Annotated in this window: 17 protein-coding genes; 5 read left to right on the forward strand and 12 right to left on the reverse strand. The window is 57.8% G+C overall.

Going from position 1 to position 21,225, the window contains the following annotated elements; all coding sequences use genetic code 11:
• Nucleotides 1-9: 9 nt before the first annotated feature.
• The 7 genes from rsmG to rpmH all read right to left on the reverse strand — a co-directional run bounded on the left by rsmG (nt 10) and on the right by rpmH (nt 7,022).
• Nucleotides 10-654 (reverse strand): 16S rRNA (guanine(527)-N(7))-methyltransferase RsmG, encoded by a 645-nt coding sequence (gene rsmG / locus AC07XF_RS20310; protein WP_007969895.1) that lies wholly within the window; start codon nt 652-654, stop codon nt 10-12.
• Entirely contained in the window at nt 651-2,549 is a 1,899-nt protein-coding gene (gene mnmG / locus AC07XF_RS20315; protein WP_102701003.1) for a tRNA uridine-5-carboxymethylaminomethyl(34) synthesis enzyme MnmG, read from the reverse strand. The genes rsmG and mnmG overlap by 4 nt, the downstream gene beginning before the upstream one ends.
• Nucleotides 2,550-3,099: 550 nt before the next feature.
• On the reverse strand, nt 3,100-4,470 hold the full coding sequence (gene mnmE, locus AC07XF_RS20320) for a tRNA uridine-5-carboxymethylaminomethyl(34) synthesis GTPase MnmE (RefSeq protein WP_495027868.1): 1,371 nt from the start codon (nt 4,468-4,470) through the stop codon (nt 3,100-3,102).
• A 79-nt stretch (nt 4,471-4,549) separates the two neighbouring features.
• Nucleotides 4,550-6,229 carry a membrane protein insertase YidC gene (gene yidC, locus AC07XF_RS20325; protein WP_495027869.1) on the reverse strand — a complete coding sequence of 560 codons (1,680 nt, stop codon included), beginning with the start codon at nt 6,227-6,229 and terminating at the stop codon, nt 4,550-4,552.
• Between the two features lie 2 nt (nt 6,230-6,231).
• The gene (yidD, locus tag AC07XF_RS20330) at nt 6,232-6,477 is read right to left on the reverse strand and encodes a membrane protein insertion efficiency factor YidD (protein ID WP_010565858.1); all 246 of its coding nucleotides are present in this window, start codon (nt 6,475-6,477) and stop codon (nt 6,232-6,234) included.
• Entirely contained in the window at nt 6,470-6,871 is a 402-nt protein-coding gene (rnpA, locus tag AC07XF_RS20335) for a ribonuclease P protein component (protein ID WP_033063215.1), read from the reverse strand. Before rnpA ends, yidD begins: the two co-directional genes overlap by 8 nt.
• 16 nt (nt 6,872-6,887) lie before the next feature.
• Nucleotides 6,888-7,022 (reverse strand): 50S ribosomal protein L34, encoded by a 135-nt coding sequence (rpmH, locus tag AC07XF_RS20340; RefSeq protein WP_003213577.1) that lies wholly within the window; start codon nt 7,020-7,022, stop codon nt 6,888-6,890.
• 566 nt (nt 7,023-7,588) lie between these two features.
• On the opposite strand from rpmH, the gene dnaA reads away from it, so the two are divergent.
• From dnaA to gyrB, 4 genes are read left to right on the forward strand one after another with little or no spacing between them, the layout of a single operon-like run.
• Entirely contained in the window at nt 7,589-9,112 is a 1,524-nt protein-coding gene (gene dnaA / locus AC07XF_RS20345; protein WP_495027870.1) for a chromosomal replication initiator protein DnaA, read from the forward strand.
• 39 nt (nt 9,113-9,151) lie between these two features.
• A complete protein-coding gene (dnaN, locus tag AC07XF_RS20350) occupies nt 9,152-10,255 on the forward strand; it encodes a DNA polymerase III subunit beta (protein WP_007969885.1) in 1,104 nt (367 codons plus the stop codon).
• Between the two features lie 20 nt (nt 10,256-10,275).
• Nucleotides 10,276-11,379: a DNA replication/repair protein RecF gene (gene recF / locus AC07XF_RS20355; protein ID WP_495027871.1), complete on the forward strand. Its 1,104-nt coding sequence runs from the start codon at nt 10,276-10,278 to the stop codon at nt 11,377-11,379.
• 5 nt (nt 11,380-11,384) lie between these two features.
• Nucleotides 11,385-13,802 carry a DNA topoisomerase (ATP-hydrolyzing) subunit B gene (gene gyrB, locus AC07XF_RS20360; RefSeq protein ID WP_429489616.1) on the forward strand — a complete coding sequence of 806 codons (2,418 nt, stop codon included), beginning with the start codon at nt 11,385-11,387 and terminating at the stop codon, nt 13,800-13,802.
• 366 nt (nt 13,803-14,168) lie between these two features.
• Here gyrB and AC07XF_RS20365 read toward each other — a convergent pair whose 3' ends face one another.
• Nucleotides 14,169-14,897 carry a response regulator transcription factor gene (locus tag AC07XF_RS20365; protein WP_495027872.1) on the reverse strand — a complete coding sequence of 243 codons (729 nt, stop codon included), beginning with the start codon at nt 14,895-14,897 and terminating at the stop codon, nt 14,169-14,171.
• Nucleotides 14,898-15,065: 168 nt separating this feature from the next.
• On the opposite strand from AC07XF_RS20365, the gene AC07XF_RS20370 reads away from it, so the two are divergent.
• Nucleotides 15,066-16,598, forward strand: coding sequence for a sensor histidine kinase (locus AC07XF_RS20370; RefSeq protein ID WP_495027873.1), 1,533 nt, complete (start codon nt 15,066-15,068; stop codon nt 16,596-16,598).
• Nucleotides 16,599-16,814: 216 nt separating this feature from the next.
• On the opposite strand, the gene AC07XF_RS20375 is transcribed toward AC07XF_RS20370, so the two are convergent.
• From AC07XF_RS20375 to glyQ, 4 genes are all read right to left on the reverse strand, one after another.
• Nucleotides 16,815-17,594 carry a lysophospholipid acyltransferase family protein gene (locus tag AC07XF_RS20375; RefSeq protein ID WP_495027874.1) on the reverse strand — a complete coding sequence of 260 codons (780 nt, stop codon included), beginning with the start codon at nt 17,592-17,594 and terminating at the stop codon, nt 16,815-16,817.
• Between the two features lie 82 nt (nt 17,595-17,676).
• Nucleotides 17,677-18,216 carry a D-glycero-beta-D-manno-heptose 1,7-bisphosphate 7-phosphatase gene (gmhB, locus tag AC07XF_RS20380; protein ID WP_177318960.1) on the reverse strand — a complete coding sequence of 180 codons (540 nt, stop codon included), beginning with the start codon at nt 18,214-18,216 and terminating at the stop codon, nt 17,677-17,679.
• 4 nt (nt 18,217-18,220) lie between these two features.
• Nucleotides 18,221-20,275, reverse strand: a complete 2,055-nt coding sequence (gene glyS, locus AC07XF_RS20385) for a glycine--tRNA ligase subunit beta (RefSeq protein WP_007985081.1) — start codon at nt 20,273-20,275, stop codon at nt 18,221-18,223.
• On the reverse strand, nt 20,272-21,225 hold the full coding sequence (gene glyQ, locus AC07XF_RS20390; RefSeq protein ID WP_003213601.1) for a glycine--tRNA ligase subunit alpha: 954 nt from the start codon (nt 21,223-21,225) through the stop codon (nt 20,272-20,274). Before glyQ ends, glyS begins: the two co-directional genes overlap by 4 nt.

Genomic DNA, 21,225 nt, shown 5'->3' on the forward strand with positions numbered 1-21,225 from the left:
TGTTCCCAATCATGCCGTGCGGCGCAGTATCAGCAGATGGCGTTGGCCTTGGCAACCAGGTACGGCCAGGGCGTGTTCGCTATCGAGGTGGAAGTCTGCCGGCAATGCTACCAGCTCATCGGCCGGATGAACGCCCTTCATTGCCAGCCAGCGTGTTTCGCTATCGCCGAGGTGGCGAGTCCAGTTGCTGAAATTTTCCATGCTGCTGAACGCACGGGAAATGATCCCGTTGAACGGCTGGGCAGGCTGGAAAGCTTCGACGCGACTGTGGATAACTTGCAGGTTATCCAGTTTGAGTTCGAGTTTGACCTGGGTCAGGAAGCGGGTTTTCTTGCCGTTGCTGTCAAGGCAAGTCACCTGGGACTCGGGAAACAGGATGGCCAGCGGAATGCCAGGCATGCCGCCGCCACTGCCGACGTCGAGCCAGCGACCGTTTTCGATGAACGACATCACACTCAGGCTATCGAGCAAGTGACGGGAAACCATTTCGTCCGGATCACGCACGGCGGTGAGGTTGTAAGCCTTGTTCCACTTGATCAACAGGGCCAGGTAACCCAGCAGTTGTGCGTGCTGGGTTTCTGTCAGCGTGACACCGAGTTGGCGAGCACCTGTGGATAACTCTTCTGCGTGTTGCGAAGTGACCAACGAACTCAAGCGCTTTGCTCCAACTGACGGCCCGCGCCGCGTTTTTTCAAATGAATCATCAACAGTGAAATGGCTGCCGGCGTAACGCCCGGGATTCGCGAGGCCTGGCCCAAAGTCTCTGGACGGGTCGCACCGAGCTTGCTCTGGATCTCTTTCGAGAGACCGGAAATGTTCGTGTAATCGATATCCACAGGCAGTTTGGTGTCTTCGCTGGCGCGCAGGCGAGCGATTTCATCCTGTTGCCGATCGATGTAGCCGGCGTACTTGGTCTTGATTTCGACCTGTTCGGCGACTTGTGGATCTTCTGCGCCGCCTCCGGTCACGGCGATCAGACCAGCGTAGTCGATTTCCGGACGGCTCAAGAGATTGAGCAGGTTGTATTCGTGAGTCAGCGGCGTGCCGAATTTTTCGGCAATCGCATCGCCCTGTTCGGTGCCCGGGCGAACCCAGGTGCTTTTCAGGCGCTGCTCTTCCAGTTCGATGCTTTCGCGCTTTTTGCAGAAAGCCGCCCAACGCGCGTCATCCACCAGGCCCAGTTCGCGACCTTTTTCGGTCAGGCGCAGGTCGGCGTTGTCTTCACGCAGGATCAAGCGGTATTCGGCACGGGACGTGAACATCCGGTACGGCTCTTGGGTACCGAGGGTAATCAAGTCGTCGACCAACACACCGATGTAGGCCTCGTCGCGACGCGGGCACCAGGCGTCTTTGCCTTGCGCACGCAGTGCCGCGTTGGTCCCGGCCAGCAAGCCCTGGGCGCCGGCTTCTTCGTAACCGGTGGTGCCGTTGATTTGCCCGGCGAAGAACAGACCGCCGATCACTTTGGTTTCCAGGCTGTACTTCAGGTCGCGCGGATCGAAGTAGTCGTACTCGATGGCGTAGCCCGGGCGCACGATGTGTGCGTTTTCCATGCCGCGGATCGATTGCACGATCTGCAATTGCACATCGAACGGCAAGGATGTGGATATCCCGTTCGGGTACAGCTCGTTCGTGGTCAAACCTTCCGGTTCGATGAAGACCTGGTGGCTTTCCTTGTCGGCAAAGCGATGAATCTTGTCTTCGATCGACGGGCAGTAACGCGGACCGATGCCCTCGATCTCGCCTGCATCGGAATACATCGGCGAACGGTCGAGGTTCGCCGCGATGATTTCGTGGGTACGGGCGTTGGTGTGGGTAATCCAGCAACTGATCTGCCGTGGATGCTGCTCTTTGGAACCCATGAACGACATCACCGGGATCGGCGTATCGCCAGCCTGCTCGGTCATCACCGAGAAATCCACAGAACGGGCGTCGATACGCGGCGGTGTACCGGTCTTCAGGCGACCGACCCGCAAAGGCAATTCACGCAGACGGTGAGCCAGGGCAATCGACGGTGGGTCACCGGCACGGCCGCCGGAGAAATTCTGCAAACCAATGTGGATAAGTCCACCGAGGAAAGTGCCGGTGGTCAAAACCACCGAGTCGGCGAGGAAACGCAGGCCCATCTGGGTCACTACGCCACGCACTTGTTCCTGCTCGACGATCAGGTCATCAGCGGCCTGTTGAAATATCCACAGGTTCGGCTGGTTTTCCAGGATTTCGCGGACAGCGGCCTTGTACAGAATCCGGTCGGCCTGTGCACGGGTTGCACGCACGGCCGGGCCTTTGCGGCTGTTCAACACGCGAAACTGGATGCCGCCTTTATCGGTAGCCATGGCCATCGCGCCGCCGAGGGCGTCGATTTCCTTGACCAGGTGGCTTTTGCCGATCCCGCCAATGGCCGGGTTGCAACTCATGGCACCGAGGGTTTCCACGTTATGCGTCAGCAACAGGGTTTTCACCCCCATACGTGCTGAGGCCAGTGCTGCCTCGGTACCGGCATGACCGCCGCCGATGACGATCACTTCAAAACGGGAAGGGAAATCCACCACGCACCTCGTGCCTGCTTAAGTAGGTAATTCAGGAATAGTTTGAGCTCAGGTTTTCGGACCTGGTCGACAAGTATAGGGACTTCGCCCTTCCTAAAGAACCCTTTGCACAAAATTTAACCAGCTGTGGAAAAGTCGGAGTTATAGAAATTAAAAAGAGAGAAATTTATTAAATCTTTGTTTTTATGTTTATTTCTATGCACCTGCTTTTCTGTGGATAGATCTCTACAGGCCTTTGTTTTCAATATGTACAGAGATTCAAAACCCTGTGTTCATGTGCCAACGAGGCCCTTGGATAACCGGTGTAAGCCTGTGGATGAAAGGGGTGGTTATCCACAGAGGCGGTTATGTTCAGTTTTCGAGCCCTGTTATCAACTGACCTTAGCGGCGGTTATTCACAGGGCTTAATCCACAGAAAAGTGCCGTTTGCTCGAAATTCAGGTACAGGAATCCCGCTCAAGCAGACAAAGTCCGCTCGGCACTCGAAGGTTTATTCAGAAAAGGAGAGAGCAGACAGGCACGAATGGCCTGTCTGTGAACAACAGGAGGGTTACTTCCCGATACAGAAGCTGGAAAAAATCCGCCCAAGCAGGTCATCGGAACTGAAAGCGCCGGTGATTTCTCCGAGCGATTGCTGAGCCTGGCGCAAATCCTCGGCCAACAACTCGCCAGCACCGGCCAGGGTCAATTGGGCACGACCATGCTCGAGGGCAGCACTGGCATGACGTAGCGCCTCAAGGTGGCGCCGGCGAGCGCTGAAGCTGCTTTCGGACGTTTGCTCGTAGCCCATGCAGGCCTTGAGGTGATCACGCAGCAACTCAAGGCCTGAACCTCCAGACTTGGCGCTCAGGCTGATGGTGACGTGACTGTCTTCACTGATTTCCAGGGCAATGGCTTCGCCCGTGAGGTCGGCCTTGTTGCGGATCAGGGTGACTTTCGCGGGATCGGGACGGATTTCGAGAAATTCCGGCCAGAGTGCGAATGGATCGAGGGCTTCCGGTGCAGTGGCATCGACCACCAGCAGTACCCGATCTGCTTCGCCGATGGCTTTCAAGGCACGCTCCACACCGATTTTTTCCACATGATCATCGGTATCGCGCAGGCCGGCGGTATCCACCACGTGCAGCGGCATGCCATCGATGTGGATATGTTCGCGAAGCACGTCCCGGGTGGTGCCGGCAATTTCGGTCACGATCGCCGCTTCACGCCCGGCCAGTGCATTGAGCAGGCTGGATTTACCGGCATTCGGACGACCGGCAATGACCACCGTCATGCCGTCACGCAGCAAAGCACCCTGCCCGGCTTCGCGCATGACAGTGGATAACTCGTCGCGCACTTTGTCGAGCATGCTCAGGACATGGCCATCGGCGAGGAAGTCGATTTCCTCTTCCGGGAAATCGATGGCCGCTTCGACATAGATTCGCAGGCCGATCAGTTGCTCGGTGAGGTTATGCACACGTGACGAGAACGCTCCTTGCAGGGAGCGCAACGCATTTCGCGCAGCCTGGGCGGAACTGGCTTCAATCAGGTCGGCAATGGCTTCGGCCTGGGCGAGGTCAAGTTTGTCGTTGAGGAAGGCGCGCTCACTGAATTCCCCCGGTCGGGCGAGTCGACAACCCAACTCCAGGCAGCGCTTGAGCAACATGTCCAGAACGATCGGGCCGCCATGGCCCTGGAGTTCCAGCACATCTTCGCCGGTGAACGAGTTTGGTCCCGGAAAATACAGCGCGATGCCCTGATCCAGCACTTCGTCGTTTTCACTGAAAAACGGACCGTAATGGGCAAATCGCGGCTTGAGCTCGCGACCACTGAAGGCCTTGGCCGCAACGCTGGCCAACGGCCCGGAAATACGCACGATGCCTACACCACCGCGACCTTGAGCGGTGGCGACGGCGGCGATGGTTTCACGAGGAACGCTCATAAACCGGTATCCAGACAAAAGTGACAGATAGCAAAACGCCCCACTAGGGGGCGTCTTGAGTGGTTATCCACAGTGTAAATCAGGCAGCTGCTTTGGTAGCCGCTTCGATCTTACGTGTGATGTACCACTGTTGGGCGATCGACAGGCAGTTGTTCACTACCCAGTACAGCACCAGACCCGCCGGGAACCACAGGAAGAAGAAGGTGAAGATGATTGGCATCAGCTTCATCACCTTGGCCTGCATCGGATCCGGAGGAGTCGGGTTCAGCTGCTGCTGGATGAACATGGTTGCACCCATGATGATCGGCAGAATGAAGAACGGATCCTTGATCGACAGGTCAGTAATCCACAGCATGAACGGCGCCTGGCGCATTTCAACGCTTTCCAGCAGAACCCAGTACAGCGACAGGAAAACCGGCATCTGCACGAGGATTGGCAAGCAACCACCCAGCGGATTGATCTTCTCTTTCTTGTACAGCTCCATCATGGCTTGCGACATTTTCTGCCGGTCATCGCCATGTTGCTCTTTCAGCGCGGCCAGTTTCGGTGCCACTGCACGCATGCGCGCCATGGATTTGTAGCTGGCAGCCGACAGCGGGAAGAAAATCCCTTTGATCAGCATGGTCAGGAAGATGATCGACCAGCCCCAGTTACCCACAATGGCGTGGATGTGTTGCAGCAACCAGAAGATCGGTTGGGCGATGAACCACAGAATGCCGTAGTCGACCGTCAGTTCCAGACCTGGGGATAACTGTTTCAGCACGGCCTGGCTTTTCGGACCGGCGTACAGAACAGCACTGGTTTCAGCCTTGGCACCCGGCGCAACACTCATCGATGGGCCGGTGTAGCCGATGATGTAGTTGCCTTTGCTGTCTTTACGGGTCTGGACGACGTTGTTTTCGCCCTTGGCCGGAATCCATGCGGTCACGAAGTAGTGCTGCAACCAGGCAACCCAACCGCCAGTGACGGTTTCTTTCAACGGCGCCTTGTCCATGTCCTTCATGGACACTTTCTTGTACGGCTCCGAACTTGTCCACAGGGCTGCGCCCAGGTAAGTCGCGGTACCGGTGGCGGTTGTGGAAGATGGATCGGCGCTGGCGTCACGCTTCAATTGCGCGAACATTGCACCCGTCCAGGGCTGAGCGCTCTGGTTGTCGATCAGATAGGAAACGGTTACGTCATACAGGCCGCGTTTCAGGGTGAAACGCTTGATGTAGTCGACGCCGTCCTTGCTGAACTTCAGGTCCACGACCAATTGGTCCTGACCGTCAGCCAGTTGATAAACCTTCTTCTCCGAGGAGTAAACCGGACGACCGGCCGGATTTGCGTCCGGACCGTTGGTGCCGATCAGACCGCTTTGCGCCAGATAAGTACGTTCGCCGCCGTTATCGAACAGCTGGAACGGAATTTCCGGGTGATCCTGACGACGCGGATACAGCGGCAGGGTCAGCTGGGCAACATCACCACCTTGTGGGTCGACAGCCAGGTCCAGTACATCCGTTTTGATCTGGATGAGGTCCTTGCTCACAGCCACCGGTGTTTCGGCAGGTGCGCTGGTGTCGCTTGCAGCACGTGGAATGTCGTCACTGGCGGAAGCGTTGGAGCCAGATGCCGTATCCGGCAGGCCCGATGCAGTCGTATTGGTGGCAACATTCTGAGTCGGCAGGGCAGCCTGACCATAGTCCTGGTTCCATTTAAGAACCATAACGTAGGACACGATTGCCAGGGCGACGATCAGGATCGTGCGTTTGATATCCATGATTACTCGGCCATCGAAGAAGAACGGGAGGTAGGGATAGGTGGAACCGGGTCATAACCACCGGGATTCCACGGATGACAGCGACCTAAACGACGAAAGGTCAGCCAGCCACCGCGAAGAAGGCCATGATTTTCGATGGCTTCTAACGCGTAGCAGGAACAACTGGGGTAGAAACGACAGTGATCGGCCATCAGGGGACTAATGGCATAGCGATAAAACTGGATCGGAACGAGTGCCAGTTTACGCATCCGGACTGTCTACCCCTACAGGTTCGGTTTTGACTGCTGGTACCGGCGAACTGCGAGCCAGTCGTTTCCAGAGTTTGCCGAAATGCTGAATCAATTCGGGGTTTTCTACGTCCCCCAAACCTTTGCGCGCGACGATAACAATGTCCCAGCCGACCAGTGAATCCTGGTTCAGGCGAAACGATTCGCGCATCAGACGTTTGAGGCGATTGCGCTCGACGGAGAGCTTTACGCTCTTTTTCCCGATAACCAACCCGAGACGGGGGTGATCAAGATCGTTGTTGCGCGCAAGGAGCAGGAGATTTTTCCCCGGAACCTTGCCGGTAGGGGAGTCAAAGACTGCCTTGAAATGCCGGGGAGTAAGCAGACGCTTTTCCCGACTGAAGTCCTGACTCACCTCCAGTGCCGGCTTATCAAACTGCCAGACGCGCACGACCTTTGGCGCGACGACGCGACAGTACGGCGCGACCGTTCTTGGTAGCCATGCGAGCACGGAAACCGTGGGTACGAGCGCGTTTGATAGTGCTTGGTTGGAAAGTACGTTTCATTGTCGTGTTACCTGGTTCGTCCACAACGGGCCGGAATGGCCCCCGTTTTAAGAGACCGGGGATTCTAGAGAAAGCAAGCCTTCAGGTCAATTTCCAACCAGCGTTTCCTTATAAATAGATCTCCAGACGTTTTGCGCTGGACGAACCGCCGGTAAATATAAAAATAAGAAAGGAAAGTATTTAAAGCTTTTCTGTAAAGCTTATAAAAGCTAGGCTCGCCACCTTCTGTGGATAAGTGGCTTCAGCCCTTGTTTAATCGGCTGTACAGAGAATGACAACTACAGTGGAAAACAGTGTTCAGCCTGTGCTGCGCTGTCGGATAACCTGTGTGTGGAAGGTCGGTTTATCCACAGGCCGGTTATCCACCGAGTTTCGCCCCCACTTGTGCAATGACCTTAAGCCAGGTTATCCACAGAGCTTATGCACAGACCACTGGTCGTCTTTTTTGCGTATAAAACCCTGATTCTTCTTGGTCGATGAACCACCTTCGTGTGGATAAGTCGGCGTCTGGTCGTTACAATGGCCGCTTGTTTTTGCCTCACCGGCTTTCAACTTAGGGGATATCCGTGTCAGTGGAACTTTGGCAGCAGTGCGTGGAGCTTTTGCGCGATGAGCTGCCTGCCCAACAATTCAACACTTGGATCCGTCCACTACAGGTCGAAGCCGAAGGCGACGAGTTGCGTGTCTATGCGCCCAATCGTTTTGTTCTGGACTGGGTCAACGAAAAATACCTGGGGCGTGTTCTCGAATTGCTCGATGAGCATGGCAATGGCATGGCGCCTGCGCTTTCCTTATTAATAGGCAGCAAACGCAGTTCGGCACCGCGTGCCGCGCCAAATGCTCCCCTGGCTGCCGCGGCTTCCCAGGCGCAGGCTGCTCAAGCGCCCGCCAGCCCGCCGCCGTCAGCACCAGCCGCCACTTCGACCAAACGTGCCACGCAAAAAATGGCAGAGGTCAACGAGGAAGAACCTTCCCGTGACAGCTTCGACCCAATGGCCGGCGCCAGTTCGCAACAGGCCCCGGTTCGCGCCGAGCAGCGTACCGTGCAGGTCGAAGGTGCGCTCAAGCACACCAGCTACCTGAACCGTACCTTTACCTTCGAGAACTTCGTTGAAGGTAAATCCAACCAGTTGGCGCGCGCCGCCGCCTGGCAGGTGGCGGACAACCCCAAGCACGGTTACAACCCGCTCTTCCTTTATGGTGGCGTCGGCCTGGGTAAAACCCACTTGATGCACGCTGTGGGTAACCATTTATTAAAGAAGAACCCGAATGCCAAGGTGGTGTACCTGCATTCCGAGCGTTTCGTGGCGGATATGGTCAAGGCCCTGCAGTTGAACGCGATCAACGAGTTCAAACGCTTCTACCGTTCGGTGGATGCGTTGCTGATCGACGACATTCAGTTCTTCGCCCGCAAAGAGCGTTCCCAGGAAGAGTTTTTCCACACCTTCAACGCCCTGCTCGAAGGTGGCCAGCAGGTCATTCTCACCAGTGACCGCTACCCGAAAGAAATCGAAGGCCTTGAAGAACGCCTCAAATCCCGCTTTGGCTGGGGCCTGACCGTAGCGGTCGAGCCGCCGGAGCTGGAAACCCGCGTGGCGATCCTGATGAAGAAGGCCGATCAGGCCAAAGTCGAGCTGCCTCACGACGCCGCGTTCTTCATTGCCCAGCGCATTCGCTCCAACGTCCGTGAGCTGGAAGGCGCGCTCAAACGCGTGATAGCCCACTCGCACTTCATGGGCCGCGATATCACCATTGAGCTGATTCGCGAATCCCTGAAGGACTTGTTGGCGTTACAGGATAAACTGGTCTCTGTGGATAACATTCAGCGCACTGTCGCCGAGTACTACAAGATCAAGATCTCCGACTTGTTGTCCAAACGCCGTTCGCGTTCGGTCGCTCGTCCACGGCAGGTCGCCATGGCGTTGTCCAAGGAGCTGACCAACCACAGCCTGCCGGAAATCGGCGATGTGTTTGGCGGCCGCGACCATACGACGGTTTTGCACGCGTGCCGCAAGATCAACGAACTTAAGGAATCCGACGCGGACATCCGCGAGGACTACAAGAACCTGCTGCGTACACTGACCACTTGATGAACACCAGCGCAGCTTATTAAGGCAAGGGACTAGACCATGCATTTCACCATTCAACGCGAAGCCCTGTTGAAACCCCTGCAACTGGTCGCAGGCGTCGTCGAACGCCGCCAGACCTTGCCGGTGCTCTCCAACGTGCTGCTGGTTGTCGAAGGCCAGCAATTGTCGCTGACCGGTACCGACCTGGAAGTCGAGCTGGTTGGTCGTGTTCAACTCGAAGAGCCGGCAGATCCGGGTTCCATCACCGTGCCGGCACGCAAGTTGATGGACATCTGCAAAAGCCTGCCGAACGATGCGCTGATCGACATCAAGGTCGATGAGCAGAAGCTTGTGGTCAAAGCCGGCCGTAGCCGCTTTACCCTGTCAACACTGCCGGCCAACGACTTCCCTACCGTGGAAGAAGGCCCGGGCTCGCTGACCTGCAGCCTGGAGCAAAGCAAGCTGCGTCGTCTGATCGAACGCACCAGCTTCGCCATGGCCCAGCAGGACGTGCGTTACTACCTCAACGGCATGCTGCTGGAAGTATCCGCTGGGGTGATCCGCGCCGTCGCCACCGACGGTCACCGTCTGGCCATGTGCTCGATGCAGGCCGATATCGGTCAGCCGGATCGTCACCAGGTCATCGTGCCGCGTAAAGGTATCCTTGAGTTGGCACGCCTGCTCACCGAGCCGGACGGCAATGTCAGCATTGTGCTGGGTCAGCATCACATCCGCGCCACCACCGGTGAGTTCACCTTCACCTCGAAACTGGTCGACGGCAAATTCCCGGACTACGAGCGTGTTCTGCCCAAGGGTGGCGACAAGCTGGTTCTGGGTGATCGCCAGGCGCTGCGCGAAGCGTTCAGCCGAACCGCGATTCTGTCCAACGAGAAATACCGTGGTATCCGTCTGCAACTGGCTAGCGGTCAGTTGAAGATCCAGGCGAACAACCCGGAGCAGGAAGAAGCGGAAGAAGAAGTGGGCGTTGAATACAACGGTGGCTCTCTGGAAATCGGTTTCAACGTGAGCTACCTGCTCGACGTGCTGGGCGTGATGACTACCGAGCAGGTTCGCCTGATCCTGTCCGACTCCAACAGCAGTGCGCTGGTGCAGGAATCGGACAACGATGACTCGGCCTACGTTGTCATGCCGATGCGTCTGTAATCATGTTCAGCAGAAGCTAGATGTCCTTAAGTCGCGTCTCGGTCACCGCGGTGCGCAATTTGCACCCGGTGACCTTCTCCCCTTCCCCCCGCATCAATATTCTTTACGGCGCCAACGGCAGCGGCAAAACCAGTGTTCTGGAAGCCATCCATCTGCTGGGGCTTGCCCGTTCGTTTCGAAGCACCCGTCTGTTGCCGGTCATTCAATATGAACAACTGGCGTGCACGGTCTTTGGCCAGGTTGAACTGGCGGAGGGCGGGCATAGCGCCTTGGGCATTTCGCGGGATCGCCAAGGCGAATTTCAGATCCGTATCGATGGCCAGAATGCCCGCAGCGCCGCGCAACTGGCCGAGATCTTGCCGCTGCAACTGATCAATCCGGACAGCTTTCGATTGCTGGAAGGTGCGCCGAAGATTCGCCGTCAGTTTCTCGACTGGGGTGTGTTCCACGTGGAACCGCGCTTCATGTCAACCTGGCAGCGCTTGCAGAAGGCCCTGCGCCAGAGAAACTCTTGGCTGCGGCATGGTACACTTGACGCCGTTTCGCAAGCGGTTTGGGACAGGGAACTGTGCCAGGCCAGCGCTGAAATTGATGAGTACCGCCGCGCTTATATCAAAGCCTTGAAACCAGTCTTTGAACAAACCTTGAGCGATCTGGTTGAGCTTGAAGGCTTGACGCTCAGCTATTACCGCGGCTGGGACAAGGACCGGGAACTGAGTGCTGTGCTCGCCGGGTCTTTGCAGCGGGACCAGCAAATGGGGCATACCCAGGCCGGACCACAACGTGCTGATTTGCGTCTCAGACTGGGCGCGCACAACGCCGCGGACATCTTGTCCCGTGGCCAGCAGAAGTTGGTGGTTTGCGCATTGCGGATTGCCCAAGGGCACTTGGTCAGTCAGGCTCGACGCGGTCAGTGTATTTATCTGGTGGATGACTTGCCGTCCGAGCTGGACGAGCACCACCGTCGCGCGCTTTGCCGCTTGTTGGAAGACTTACGCTGCCAGGTATTTATCACCTGTGTAGATCACGAATTATTGAGGGAAGTCTGGCAGACGGAAACGCCAGTCGCTCTGTTCCACGTGGAACAGGGCCGTATCACCCAGACCCACGACCATCGGGAGTGAAGGCATTGAGCGAAGAAAATACGTACGACTCAACGAGCATTAAAGTGCTGAAAGGCCTGGATGCCGTACGCAAACGTCCCGGTATGTATATTGGTGACACCGACGATGGCAGCGGTCTGCACCACATGGTTTTCGAGGTGGTCGATAACTCGATCGACGAAGCGCTCGCCGGCTACTGCGACGACATCAGCATTATCATCCACCCGGATGAGTCCATCACCGTTCGCGACAACGGCCGTGGCATCCCGGTAGACGTGCACAAAGAAGAAGGCGTTTCGGCAGCCGAGGTCATCATGACCGTGCTGCACGCCGGCGGTAAATTCGACGACAACTCCTACAAGGTTTCCGGCGGTCTGCACGGAGTGGGTGTGTCGGTAGTTAACGCCCTGTCGGAACAGCTTGTTCTCACTGTGCGCCGTAGCGGCAAGATCTGGGAACAGACTTACGTCCACGGTGTTCCGCAAGAGCCGATGAAAATCGTTGGCGACAGCGAAACCACCGGTACGCAGATCCACTTCAAGGCTTCCAGTGAAACCTTCAAGAACATCCACTTCAGCTGGGACATCCTGGCCAAGCGGATTCGCGAACTGTCCTTCCTCAACTCCGGTGTCGGCATCGTCCTCAAGGACGAGCGCAGCGGCAAGGAAGAGCTGTTCAAGTACGAAGGCGGCCTGCGTGCGTTCGTTGAATACCTGAACACCAACAAGACTCCGGTCAACCAGGTGTTCCACTTCAACATCCAGCGTGAAGACGGCATCGGCGTGGAAATCGCCCTGCAGTGGAACGACAGCTTCAACGAGAACCTGTTGTGCTTCACCAACAACATTCCACAGCGCGACGGCGGTACTCACCTTGTGGGTTTCCGTTCCGCACTGACGCGTAACCTCAACACCTACATCGAAGCAGAAGGCCTGGCGAAGAAGCACAAAGTCGCCACCACCGGCGACGATGCCCGTGAAGGCCTGACCGCGATCATTTCGGTGAAGGTGCCGGATCCGAAGTTCAGCTCCCAGACCAAAGACAAGCTGGTGTCTTCCGAAGTGAAGACTGCGGTCGAACAGGAAATGGGCAAGTACTTCTCCGACTTCCTGCTGGAAAACCCGAACGAAGCCAAACTGGTCGTCGGCAAGATGATCGACGCAGCCCGTGCCCGTGAAGCGGCGCGTAAAGCCCGCGAGATGACCCGTCGCAAAGGCGCGCTGGATATCGCCGGCCTGCCAGGCAAACTGGCCGATTGCCAGGAAAAGGATCCTGCCCTTTCCGAACTGTACCTCGTGGAAGGTGACTCCGCGGGCGGCTCTGCCAAGCAGGGACGTAACCGCAAGACCCAGGCGATTCTGCCCCTCAAGGGTAAGATCCTGAACGTCGAGAAGGCACGTTTCGACAAGATGATCTCTTCCCAGGAAGTGGGCACCTTGATCACCGCGCTGGGCTGCGGCATTGGTCGCGAAGAGTACAACATCGACAAGCTGCGCTATCACAACATCATCATCATGACCGATGCTGACGTCGACGGTTCGCACATCCGTACCCTGCTGCTGACCTTCTTCTTCCGTCAGTTGCCGGAGCTGATCGAGCGTGGCTACATCTACATCGCTCAGCCGCCGCTGTACAAAGTGAAGAAAGGCAAGCAAGAGCAATACATCAAAGACGACGACGCCATGGAAGAGTACATGACGCAGTCGGCCCTGGAAGATGCGAGCCTGCACCTGAACGAGGAAGCACCGGGTATCTCCGGTGAAGCCCTTGAGCGTCTGGTGAATGACTTCCGTCTGGTAATGAAGACCCTCAAGCGTCTGTCGCGCCTGTACCCACAGGAACTGACCGAGCACTTCATCTACCTGCCGGCGGTCAGCATGGATCAACTGTCCGATCACGCAGCGATGCAGGATTGGCTGGCCCAGTACGAAGTGCGTCTGCGCACCGTCGAGAAGTCGGGTCTGGTCTACAAGGCCAGCCTGCGTGAAGACCGTGAGCGTAATGTCTGGCTGCCAGAGGTCGAACTGATCTCCCACGGCCTGTCGAACTACGTCACCTTCAACCGCGACTTCTTCGGCAGCAACGATTACAAGACCGTGGTTTCCCTGGGCGCTCAACTGAGCACCTTGCTGGACGACGGCGCGTACATCCAGCGTGGCGAACGCCGTAAATCGGTCACCGAGTTCAAGGAAGCCCTTGAGTGGTTGATGGCCGAAAGCACCAAGCGCCACACCATCCAGCGATACAAAGGTCTGGGCGAGATGAACCCGGATCAGCTGTGGGAAACCACGATGGACCCGGGCTCGCGCCGCATGCTCAAAGTAACCATCGAAGACGCCATTGGCGCGGACCAGATCTTCAACACCCTGATGGGTGATGCGGTCGAACCTCGCCGTGACTTCATCGAAAGCAACGCCCTGGCGGTATCCAACCTGGACTTCTGATCCCGGTCAGCGCCAACGAAAAGGCCAATGCATTTGCATTGGCCTTTTTTTTGGGGCTTTCACTGGTTTGAGCGTGGCACGCCCCCTTGTAGGAGCCAGCTTGCTGGCGATGGTGGTTAACGATGACGCGTATGAACTGGATAAACGCGGCGCACTTGAGTCCATCGCCAGCAAGCTGGCTCCTACAGTTTCCCGGGAATGCGTGATGAACCTTTTTCGGGGGCTTCCCCGCCCCCTTGTAGGAGCCAGCTTGCTGGCGATGGTGGTTAACGATAACGCGTATGAACTGGATAAACGCGGCGCACTTGAGTCCATCGCCAGCAAGCTGGCTCCTACAATTCCCCGGGATTGCGTGATGAACCTTTTTTATTGCCTGCGATTCTCGCTCGCCGGCGCCACACTCTCCAACCGATACCCATACCCATAAATCGTCAGCAACTGCCAACCGCGATCCGCCGTCAGCCCAAGCTTGTTGCGCAGGCGATAGATGTGAGTGTCCAGCGGTCGCGACGATGACATTTCTTCATGGGGCCAGAGTCGTTCGTACAGGTAATCCCGCGACAGCGGTCGACCGAGGTTGCTGAACAGGCAATGCGCCAGGCGGTACTCGCGTTCGGTCATGACGATCGGTTTGCCGTTGCGAGTGACGGTCAGTTCGGCGTCGTCGAACACCAGATCATTGAAGCTCAACCCTTCGGTAGCGGTGCGCTGCTGGCCATGTCGGCGCAGTACAGCGCCAACACGGGCCTTCAGTTCATTGGGGCGGAACGGTTTGCTGACGTAGTCGTCGGCGCCGGCATTCAGGGCCTGAACGATATCGCTTTCGCCGTCGCGACTGGTGAGCATGATTGCCGCAGGCGGCGCTTCCATGTGTTCGCGGGTCCATAGCAGCAATGACAAACCCGTGAGCTCGGGCAATTGCCAGTCGAGGATCAGCAGGTCGAAGGTTTCACGACGCAGTTGGTGCAACAGGTCTTCGGCCCGTTCGAAGCTGTGCAGCGACCACGGCTGTTCCCCGGCTTCGGCCATCTGTTGCAGGGTTTGTTCGACCCGGCGTAATTCGGCGGGCTCATCGTCCAGAATCGCAACGCGCATACACGGTGATTCCTTGTCGCTTGGGCAGCTCTTTATCGACGATAGCGGCTCAATCGATACTGTGAAAGTAAGCGGCTCGCCGTTGGTCGACCTCCGCTATGCTTTTTGGGGTCTAGTCCTCAAACCGGCAATCTATGAACCCCTTTATCCCGGCCTGCCCTGTTCCCCATGGATAACCTACGCCGCCCTGAAAATCGCGAGCCGAGCCAGGTTGAGCGGTTGTTTCGGCAATTGGTGCGCGAATGGTTGTGGATAAGCCTGGTGCTGCTGCCACTGACCGCGCTGTTGTCCTATCGTGCTCAGGTCAATCTGCATGACGCCTCGCCAGGCTTGAGCGCGTTGCTGTCGATTGGCTTGCTGACATGCGTTCTCGGGCTGCTGCTGTGGCGCCCGCGATTGGCGCTCTGGCTGACGTTGATTGGCATCGCTTGCACGTTGCTGATCAGCGCCGGCCTCGCGGGGCTGCAGAGATGGTGGTCGCCGACACCGGCGGCGTTGGGCATGCTGTTCGGTTATCTGATCTGGAACTGGCGTCGCCTTAGTGTGGTGCTGACCTATTTCGGTTGGGAGCTCGCGCGACTGGACAGTGAGCCGAAGGTTTTTCCGGAGCGTCGTCGGGTTCTGTTTCCCGGTGGCGATCGCCTGCAAAGGCAGATCATGGCCCTCGAACAAGCCATGAGCCGGGCTCGCGATACACATCGGTTCATCTCCGACGGCCTGGAGTACCTGCCGGTGGCCACGATGATCAGCGATCCTCACGGAGAGATTTTGCTGGGCAACCGTAAGGCCCGGGACCTGTTTGGCGGAGAACTGGTCGGCAATGATGTGCTTCAGCGCCTGGTACAGCTTGGCTACCCGGATTTGACCCGCGAGCGGGGGGCGCCTTTGTCGACGCTGCCACTGATGGAGTTTCGCGACCTCAAGGAACGCAGCCTGCGGCTGGAGCGCGCCGAGTTGTTACCGGTAGACGGGGAAACCCCGGTCGGCTGGTTGTGGAGCCTGACTGACTTGAGTGTCGAACGTGACGCGGAAGAGCAGCGTGCCGTCCTGTTGCGTTTTCTGTCCCATGACCTGCGGGCACCCCACTCGGCCATCCTCGCGCTACTCGATGTGCATCGCCATCAGGTGGGCGGTGACCTGCAACTCTTCGATCAAATCGAACGGCAGGTGCGCCGGGCACTGGAGCTGACCGATGGCTTCGCTCAACTGGCGAGGGCCGAGTCCGAGGCATATCAGTTTCAGCCGAGCCTGTTTGCGATGCTGGTGCTGGATGTGTTCGATCAGGCGCTGCCCATCGCGCAGTTGAAACAGATCGAACTGGTTCATCAAGTGGAAGAAGAGGCACAGGAAAGCCTGGTCATGGTGGATCAGTCACTGTTGACCCGGGCGTTGTTCAATCTGTTGGAAAATGCCATCAAGTACAGTGTTTCAGGCACTCGCATCCGTTTGCTCGTCAGTCAAAGTGGCAGCTGGTTAATCTGCGAGCTCATCGATCAGGGAAAAGGCATCGCTCCTGAGGAGTTACCCGATTTGTTCAGCCAGTACCGGCGCTTTTCTTCCGCCCAGGGTATCGACGGGGTGGGGTTGGGATTGTCGATGGTCAAAGCTGTCGTGGATCGACATGGCGGGCGAATCGAGTGTCAGAGCGAGGTGGGTTTTGGCACGACATTCAGGCTGCAATTTCCGCTGCTTATAGAATGAAGGCGAACGATCCGGGTCACCCGGTCATGTCGATAGTCAGCGATTGCTCCGGGCATAAAAAAACCGGCTATATCAGCCGGTTTTTTTACGTCCGAAAAAAACTTATGCACGTTTTTATGGTTTTTATCATTCTATGAAATATGTAAAAAAATCATAAAGTTACGTACAAAAAACGACGATTTTCAATGAAACGGTACACAGGTTATCCACAGAATCTCAGACAGCCACCTGATCGTTTGAAACCGGCGCTTGCGGAGCCGGTGGCAGCGAGCCCATTTCCCGTTGCATTTGCTCATTCCATGCCTGGACCCGGTCGTTCAAATCAGCAATGGCTCGTGGTCCGGTGCCTTCGGCATACATTGGTGCGCCGATGATCACAGTGATGACACCCTGCTTCTTCGCCCAACCGGTTTTCGGCCAGAACTTGCCTGCGTTGTGCGCAATCGGCAGCACGGGCAATTCGGCGTTGACTGCCAATGCGCTACCGCCGCGCGAGAACTTTCCGATGGTGCCGAAAGGAACACGCGTGCCTTCGGGGAAGATCAGCACCCAGACATTGTCCTTGAGCAGTTCATCGCCCTTCTTCGCTACATGCTTGAGTGCGGCTTTCGGGTTGTCGCGATCGATGGCGATCGGTCGCAGCATGGCCATGGCCCAACCGAAGAACGGCACATAGAGCAACTCACGTTTGAGCACCTGGCTCAGCGGTGAGAAGTAGGCAGAGAGAAAGAACGTCTCCCACGTGCTCTGGTGGTTCGACTGAATGACGCAAGGCCGTTCAGGTACGTTCTCGGCACCCTTAACTTCGTAGCGGATACCCAGAAACACTTTGCTCAGCCACAAGGCGCAGCGGCACCAGTAAACGTTGATGAAGCGATAGCGCGCCTTGAACGGCAGAAACGGCGCGATAAAAAAACTCAGGCTGCACCACAGCAAGGAGCTGGTGCCCAGCAGCAGGTAAAAGAGGAAGGTTCTGATGGCCTGCAGTATCGACATGGTGACGGTTACCGTGCGGGCTTTGCCCGTCTATATAAAGCGCACTTGCGATCACTCCCTGGTCAGGAGCCTCAAAAACGCTCTAATTGTGGATAAGTTCTGCGGCAATCGCCGCCAGATCGTCAAAAATCAAGGTGCCTGCCGGTAAGGTCTTGCCCAAGGTTTTTTCGCCTTTCCCGGTCTTGACCAAAACTGGCTGTGAATCGACGGCTTTAGCGGCTTCCAGGTCACCAAGGCTATCGCCGACGAACCATAGATTAGTCAGCGATACGTTGTAATGTGCGGCGATGTTTTTCAACATCCCGGGTTTCGGCTTGCGGCAATCGCAGCCTTCGTCCGGCCCGTGCGGGCAGTAGACGATCAGCCCGACTTCCCCACCCTGCTCGGCCACCAGCGCGCGCAAGCGCTCGTGCATGGCATCCAGGGTGGCGAGGTCGTAATAGCCGCGAGCGATGCCCGACTGGTTGGTAGCGACCGCTACCGTCCAGCCGGCCTTGCTCAACTGCGCGATGGCTTCGATCGAACCGGGGAGTGGAATCCACTCCTCCACCGACTTGATGTAAGCGTCGGAGTCGTAGTTGATCACCCCGTCCCGATCGAGAATCAGCAGTTTCAACAGCAATCCCTCAACCCAGCAGCGAAATGTCGGCGACGCCGAGGAACAACCCACGCAGACGCGCCAGCAACGCATAACGGTTGGCGCGGACTTTTGCGTCCTCCGCGTTGACCATCACGGCTTCGAAGAACGCATCCACCGGCTCGCGCAAGGCAGCCAGGCGTGCCAGGGATTCGCTGTACTGACGCGAGGCGGCCATTGGCTGTACAGCCTGGTCAGCCTGCTGGATCGCCGAGTACAGGGAGAACTCGTTGGCATTGTCGAAGTACTTGGCTTCCACGACGGTAGGCACCGAGCCTTCAACCTTGCTCAGCAGGTTCGACACACGCTTGTTCACCGCGGCCAGGGCAGCGGCTTCCGGCAATTTGCGGAAAGCTTCTACCGCTTGCACGCGTTGGTCGAAGTCCAGGGCCGAGCCTGGCTTGAGGGCACGGACCGAGAGGTAGGTCGCGACATCCACGCCTTCGTCTTCGTAACGGGCACGCAGACGGTCGAAGATGAATTCCAGCACCGAGTCGTTGAGGCCGGCAGCCTTGACCTTGGCACCGAACGCGTCCACGGCGAAGGCCACGGCGTCGGTCAGGTCCAGGTCCAGTTGCTTCTCGATCAGGATGCGCAACACGCCCAGTGCGGCACGACGCAGGGCATACGGGTCTTTGCTGCCGGTTGGCAGCATGCCGATACCGAAGATACCCACGAGGGTGTCCAGTTTGTCGGCAATGGCCACGGCCGCACCGGTCAGGGTGGACGGCAATTCAGCGCCGGCACCGCGCGGCATGTACTGCTCGTTCAGGGCCAGGGCGACGTCTTCCGGCTCGCCGTCGTTGAGGGCGTAGTAGTAACCGGCGACACCTTGCATCTCCGGGAACTCGCCGACCATTTCGGTCGCCAGGTCGCACTTCGACAGCAGGCCTGCACGGGCTGCCCACGCAGCGTTGCCGCCGATGCGTTGAGCGATGAACGCGGCCAGTCTGGATACGCGCTCGGCCTTGTCGTAGACGCTGCCGAGTTTTTCCTGGAACACCACGTTTTGCAGGCGCTGGTTGAAGTCTTCGAGTTTCTGCTTCTTGTCTTGCTTGAAGAAGAACTCGGCGTCGGTCAGGCGTGGGCGAACCACTTTCTCGTTGCCGGCGATGATCTGCTGCGGGTCTTTGCTTTCGATGTTGGCCACGGTAATGAAACGTGGCAGCAACTTGCCGTCGGCGTCCAGCAGGCAGAAGTACTTCTGGTTGTCCTGCATGGTGGTGATCAGTGCTTCTTGCGGCACGTCGAGGAAGCGTTCCTCGAACGAGCACACCAGCGGCACCGGCCATTCGACCAGCGCGGTCACTTCGTCGAGCAGCGCTGGCGGAACGATTGCTGTGCCTTCCTGACGGGTGGCCAGTTCTTCGGTGCGCTTGCTGATGATGTCGCGACGCTCGTTGGCGTCGGCCAGCACGTAGGCGGCACGCAGGTCGGCCAGGTAGCTGGACGGCGAGCCGATGCGCACGCTTTCCGGGTGATGGAAGCGGTGACCACGGGAATCGCGGCCAGCCTTCTGGGCGAGGATGGTGCAATCGATGACCTGGTCACCGAGCAGCATCACCAGCCATTGGGTCGGACGCACGAACTCTTCCTTGCGCGCGCCCCAGCGCATGCGTTTTGGAATCGGCAGGTCGTTCAGGGAATCTTCGACGATGGTCGGCAGCAGGCTCGCGGTCGGCTTGCCGGCGATGCTTTGGCTGTAGCGCAGTTTCGGGCCGCTCTGATCGATTTCGCTCAGCTCGACGCCGCACTTCTTGGCGAAGCCCAGGGCCGCCTGGGTCGGGTTGCCTTCAGCATCGAATGCGGCCTGACGTGGCGGGCCGTCGAGGTTGATGCTGCGATCCGGCTGCTGGGTGGCCAGTGCGGTGATCAGCACGGCCAGGCGGCGCGGCGCGGCATAAACGGTTTTAGTCTCGTAGTTCAGGCCGGCGGCTTGCAGGCCCTTGTCGATACCGGCGAGGAACGCCTCGGCCAGGGTGTTCAGGGCTTTGGGTGGCAGTTCTTCGGTGCCCAGTTCAACCAGAAAATCCAGAGCACTCATTGTGCAGCCTCCAGCTTGGCCAGTACTTCATCACGCAGGTCCGGGGTCGCCATCGGGAAGCCCAGTTTGGCGCGAGCCAACAGGTAGGCTTGCGCAACGGAACGCGCCAGGGTGCGTACGCGCAGGATGTATTGCTGACGCGCAGTCACCGAGATTGCCCGGCGCGCATCCAGCAGGTTGAAGGTATGGGAGGCCTTCAACACCATTTCATAGCTCGGCAACGGCAGCGGCTGGTCGAGTTCGATCAGGCGTTTGGCTTCGCTTTCGTAGAAATCGAACAATTCGAACAGCTTCTCGACGTTGGCGTGTTCGAAGTTGTAGGTCGACTGCTCCACTTCGTTCTGGTGGAACACGTCGCCGTAGGTCACCTTGCCGAACGGACCATCAGCCCAGACCAGGTCGTAGACCGAGTCCACGCCTTGCAGGTACATGGCCAGACGCTCGAGACCGTAAGTGATCTCGCCGGTTACCGGGTAGCACTCGATGCCGCCCGCTTGCTGGAAGTAGGTGAACTGGGTCACTTCCATGCCGTTGAGCCAGACTTCCCAGCCCAGACCCCAGGCGCCGAGGGTCGGCGATTCCCAGTTGTCTTCAACGAAACGGATGTCGTGCACCAATGGGTCCAGGCCCACGTGCTTGAGCGAGCCCAGGTACAGTTCCTGGAAGTTGTCCGGGTTCGGCTTCAGGACGACCTGGAACTGGTAGTAATGCTGCAGACGGTTCGGGTTTTCGCCGTAGCGGCCGTCAGTTGGACGGCGGCTTGGCTGCACGTAGGCGGCGTTCCAGGTTTCCGGGCCGATGGCGCGCAGGAATGTTGCGGTGTGGAAAGTGCCGGCGCCTACTTCCATATCGTAGGGCTGAAGTACCACACAACCTTGCTCGGCCCAGTATTGCTGGAGGGCGAGGATCAAGTCTTGGAAGGTACGCACGGCTGGCGTAGGCTGGCTCAC

The sequence above is a fragment of the Pseudomonas sp. GW821-FHT01C01 genome, from assembly GCF_059422645.1.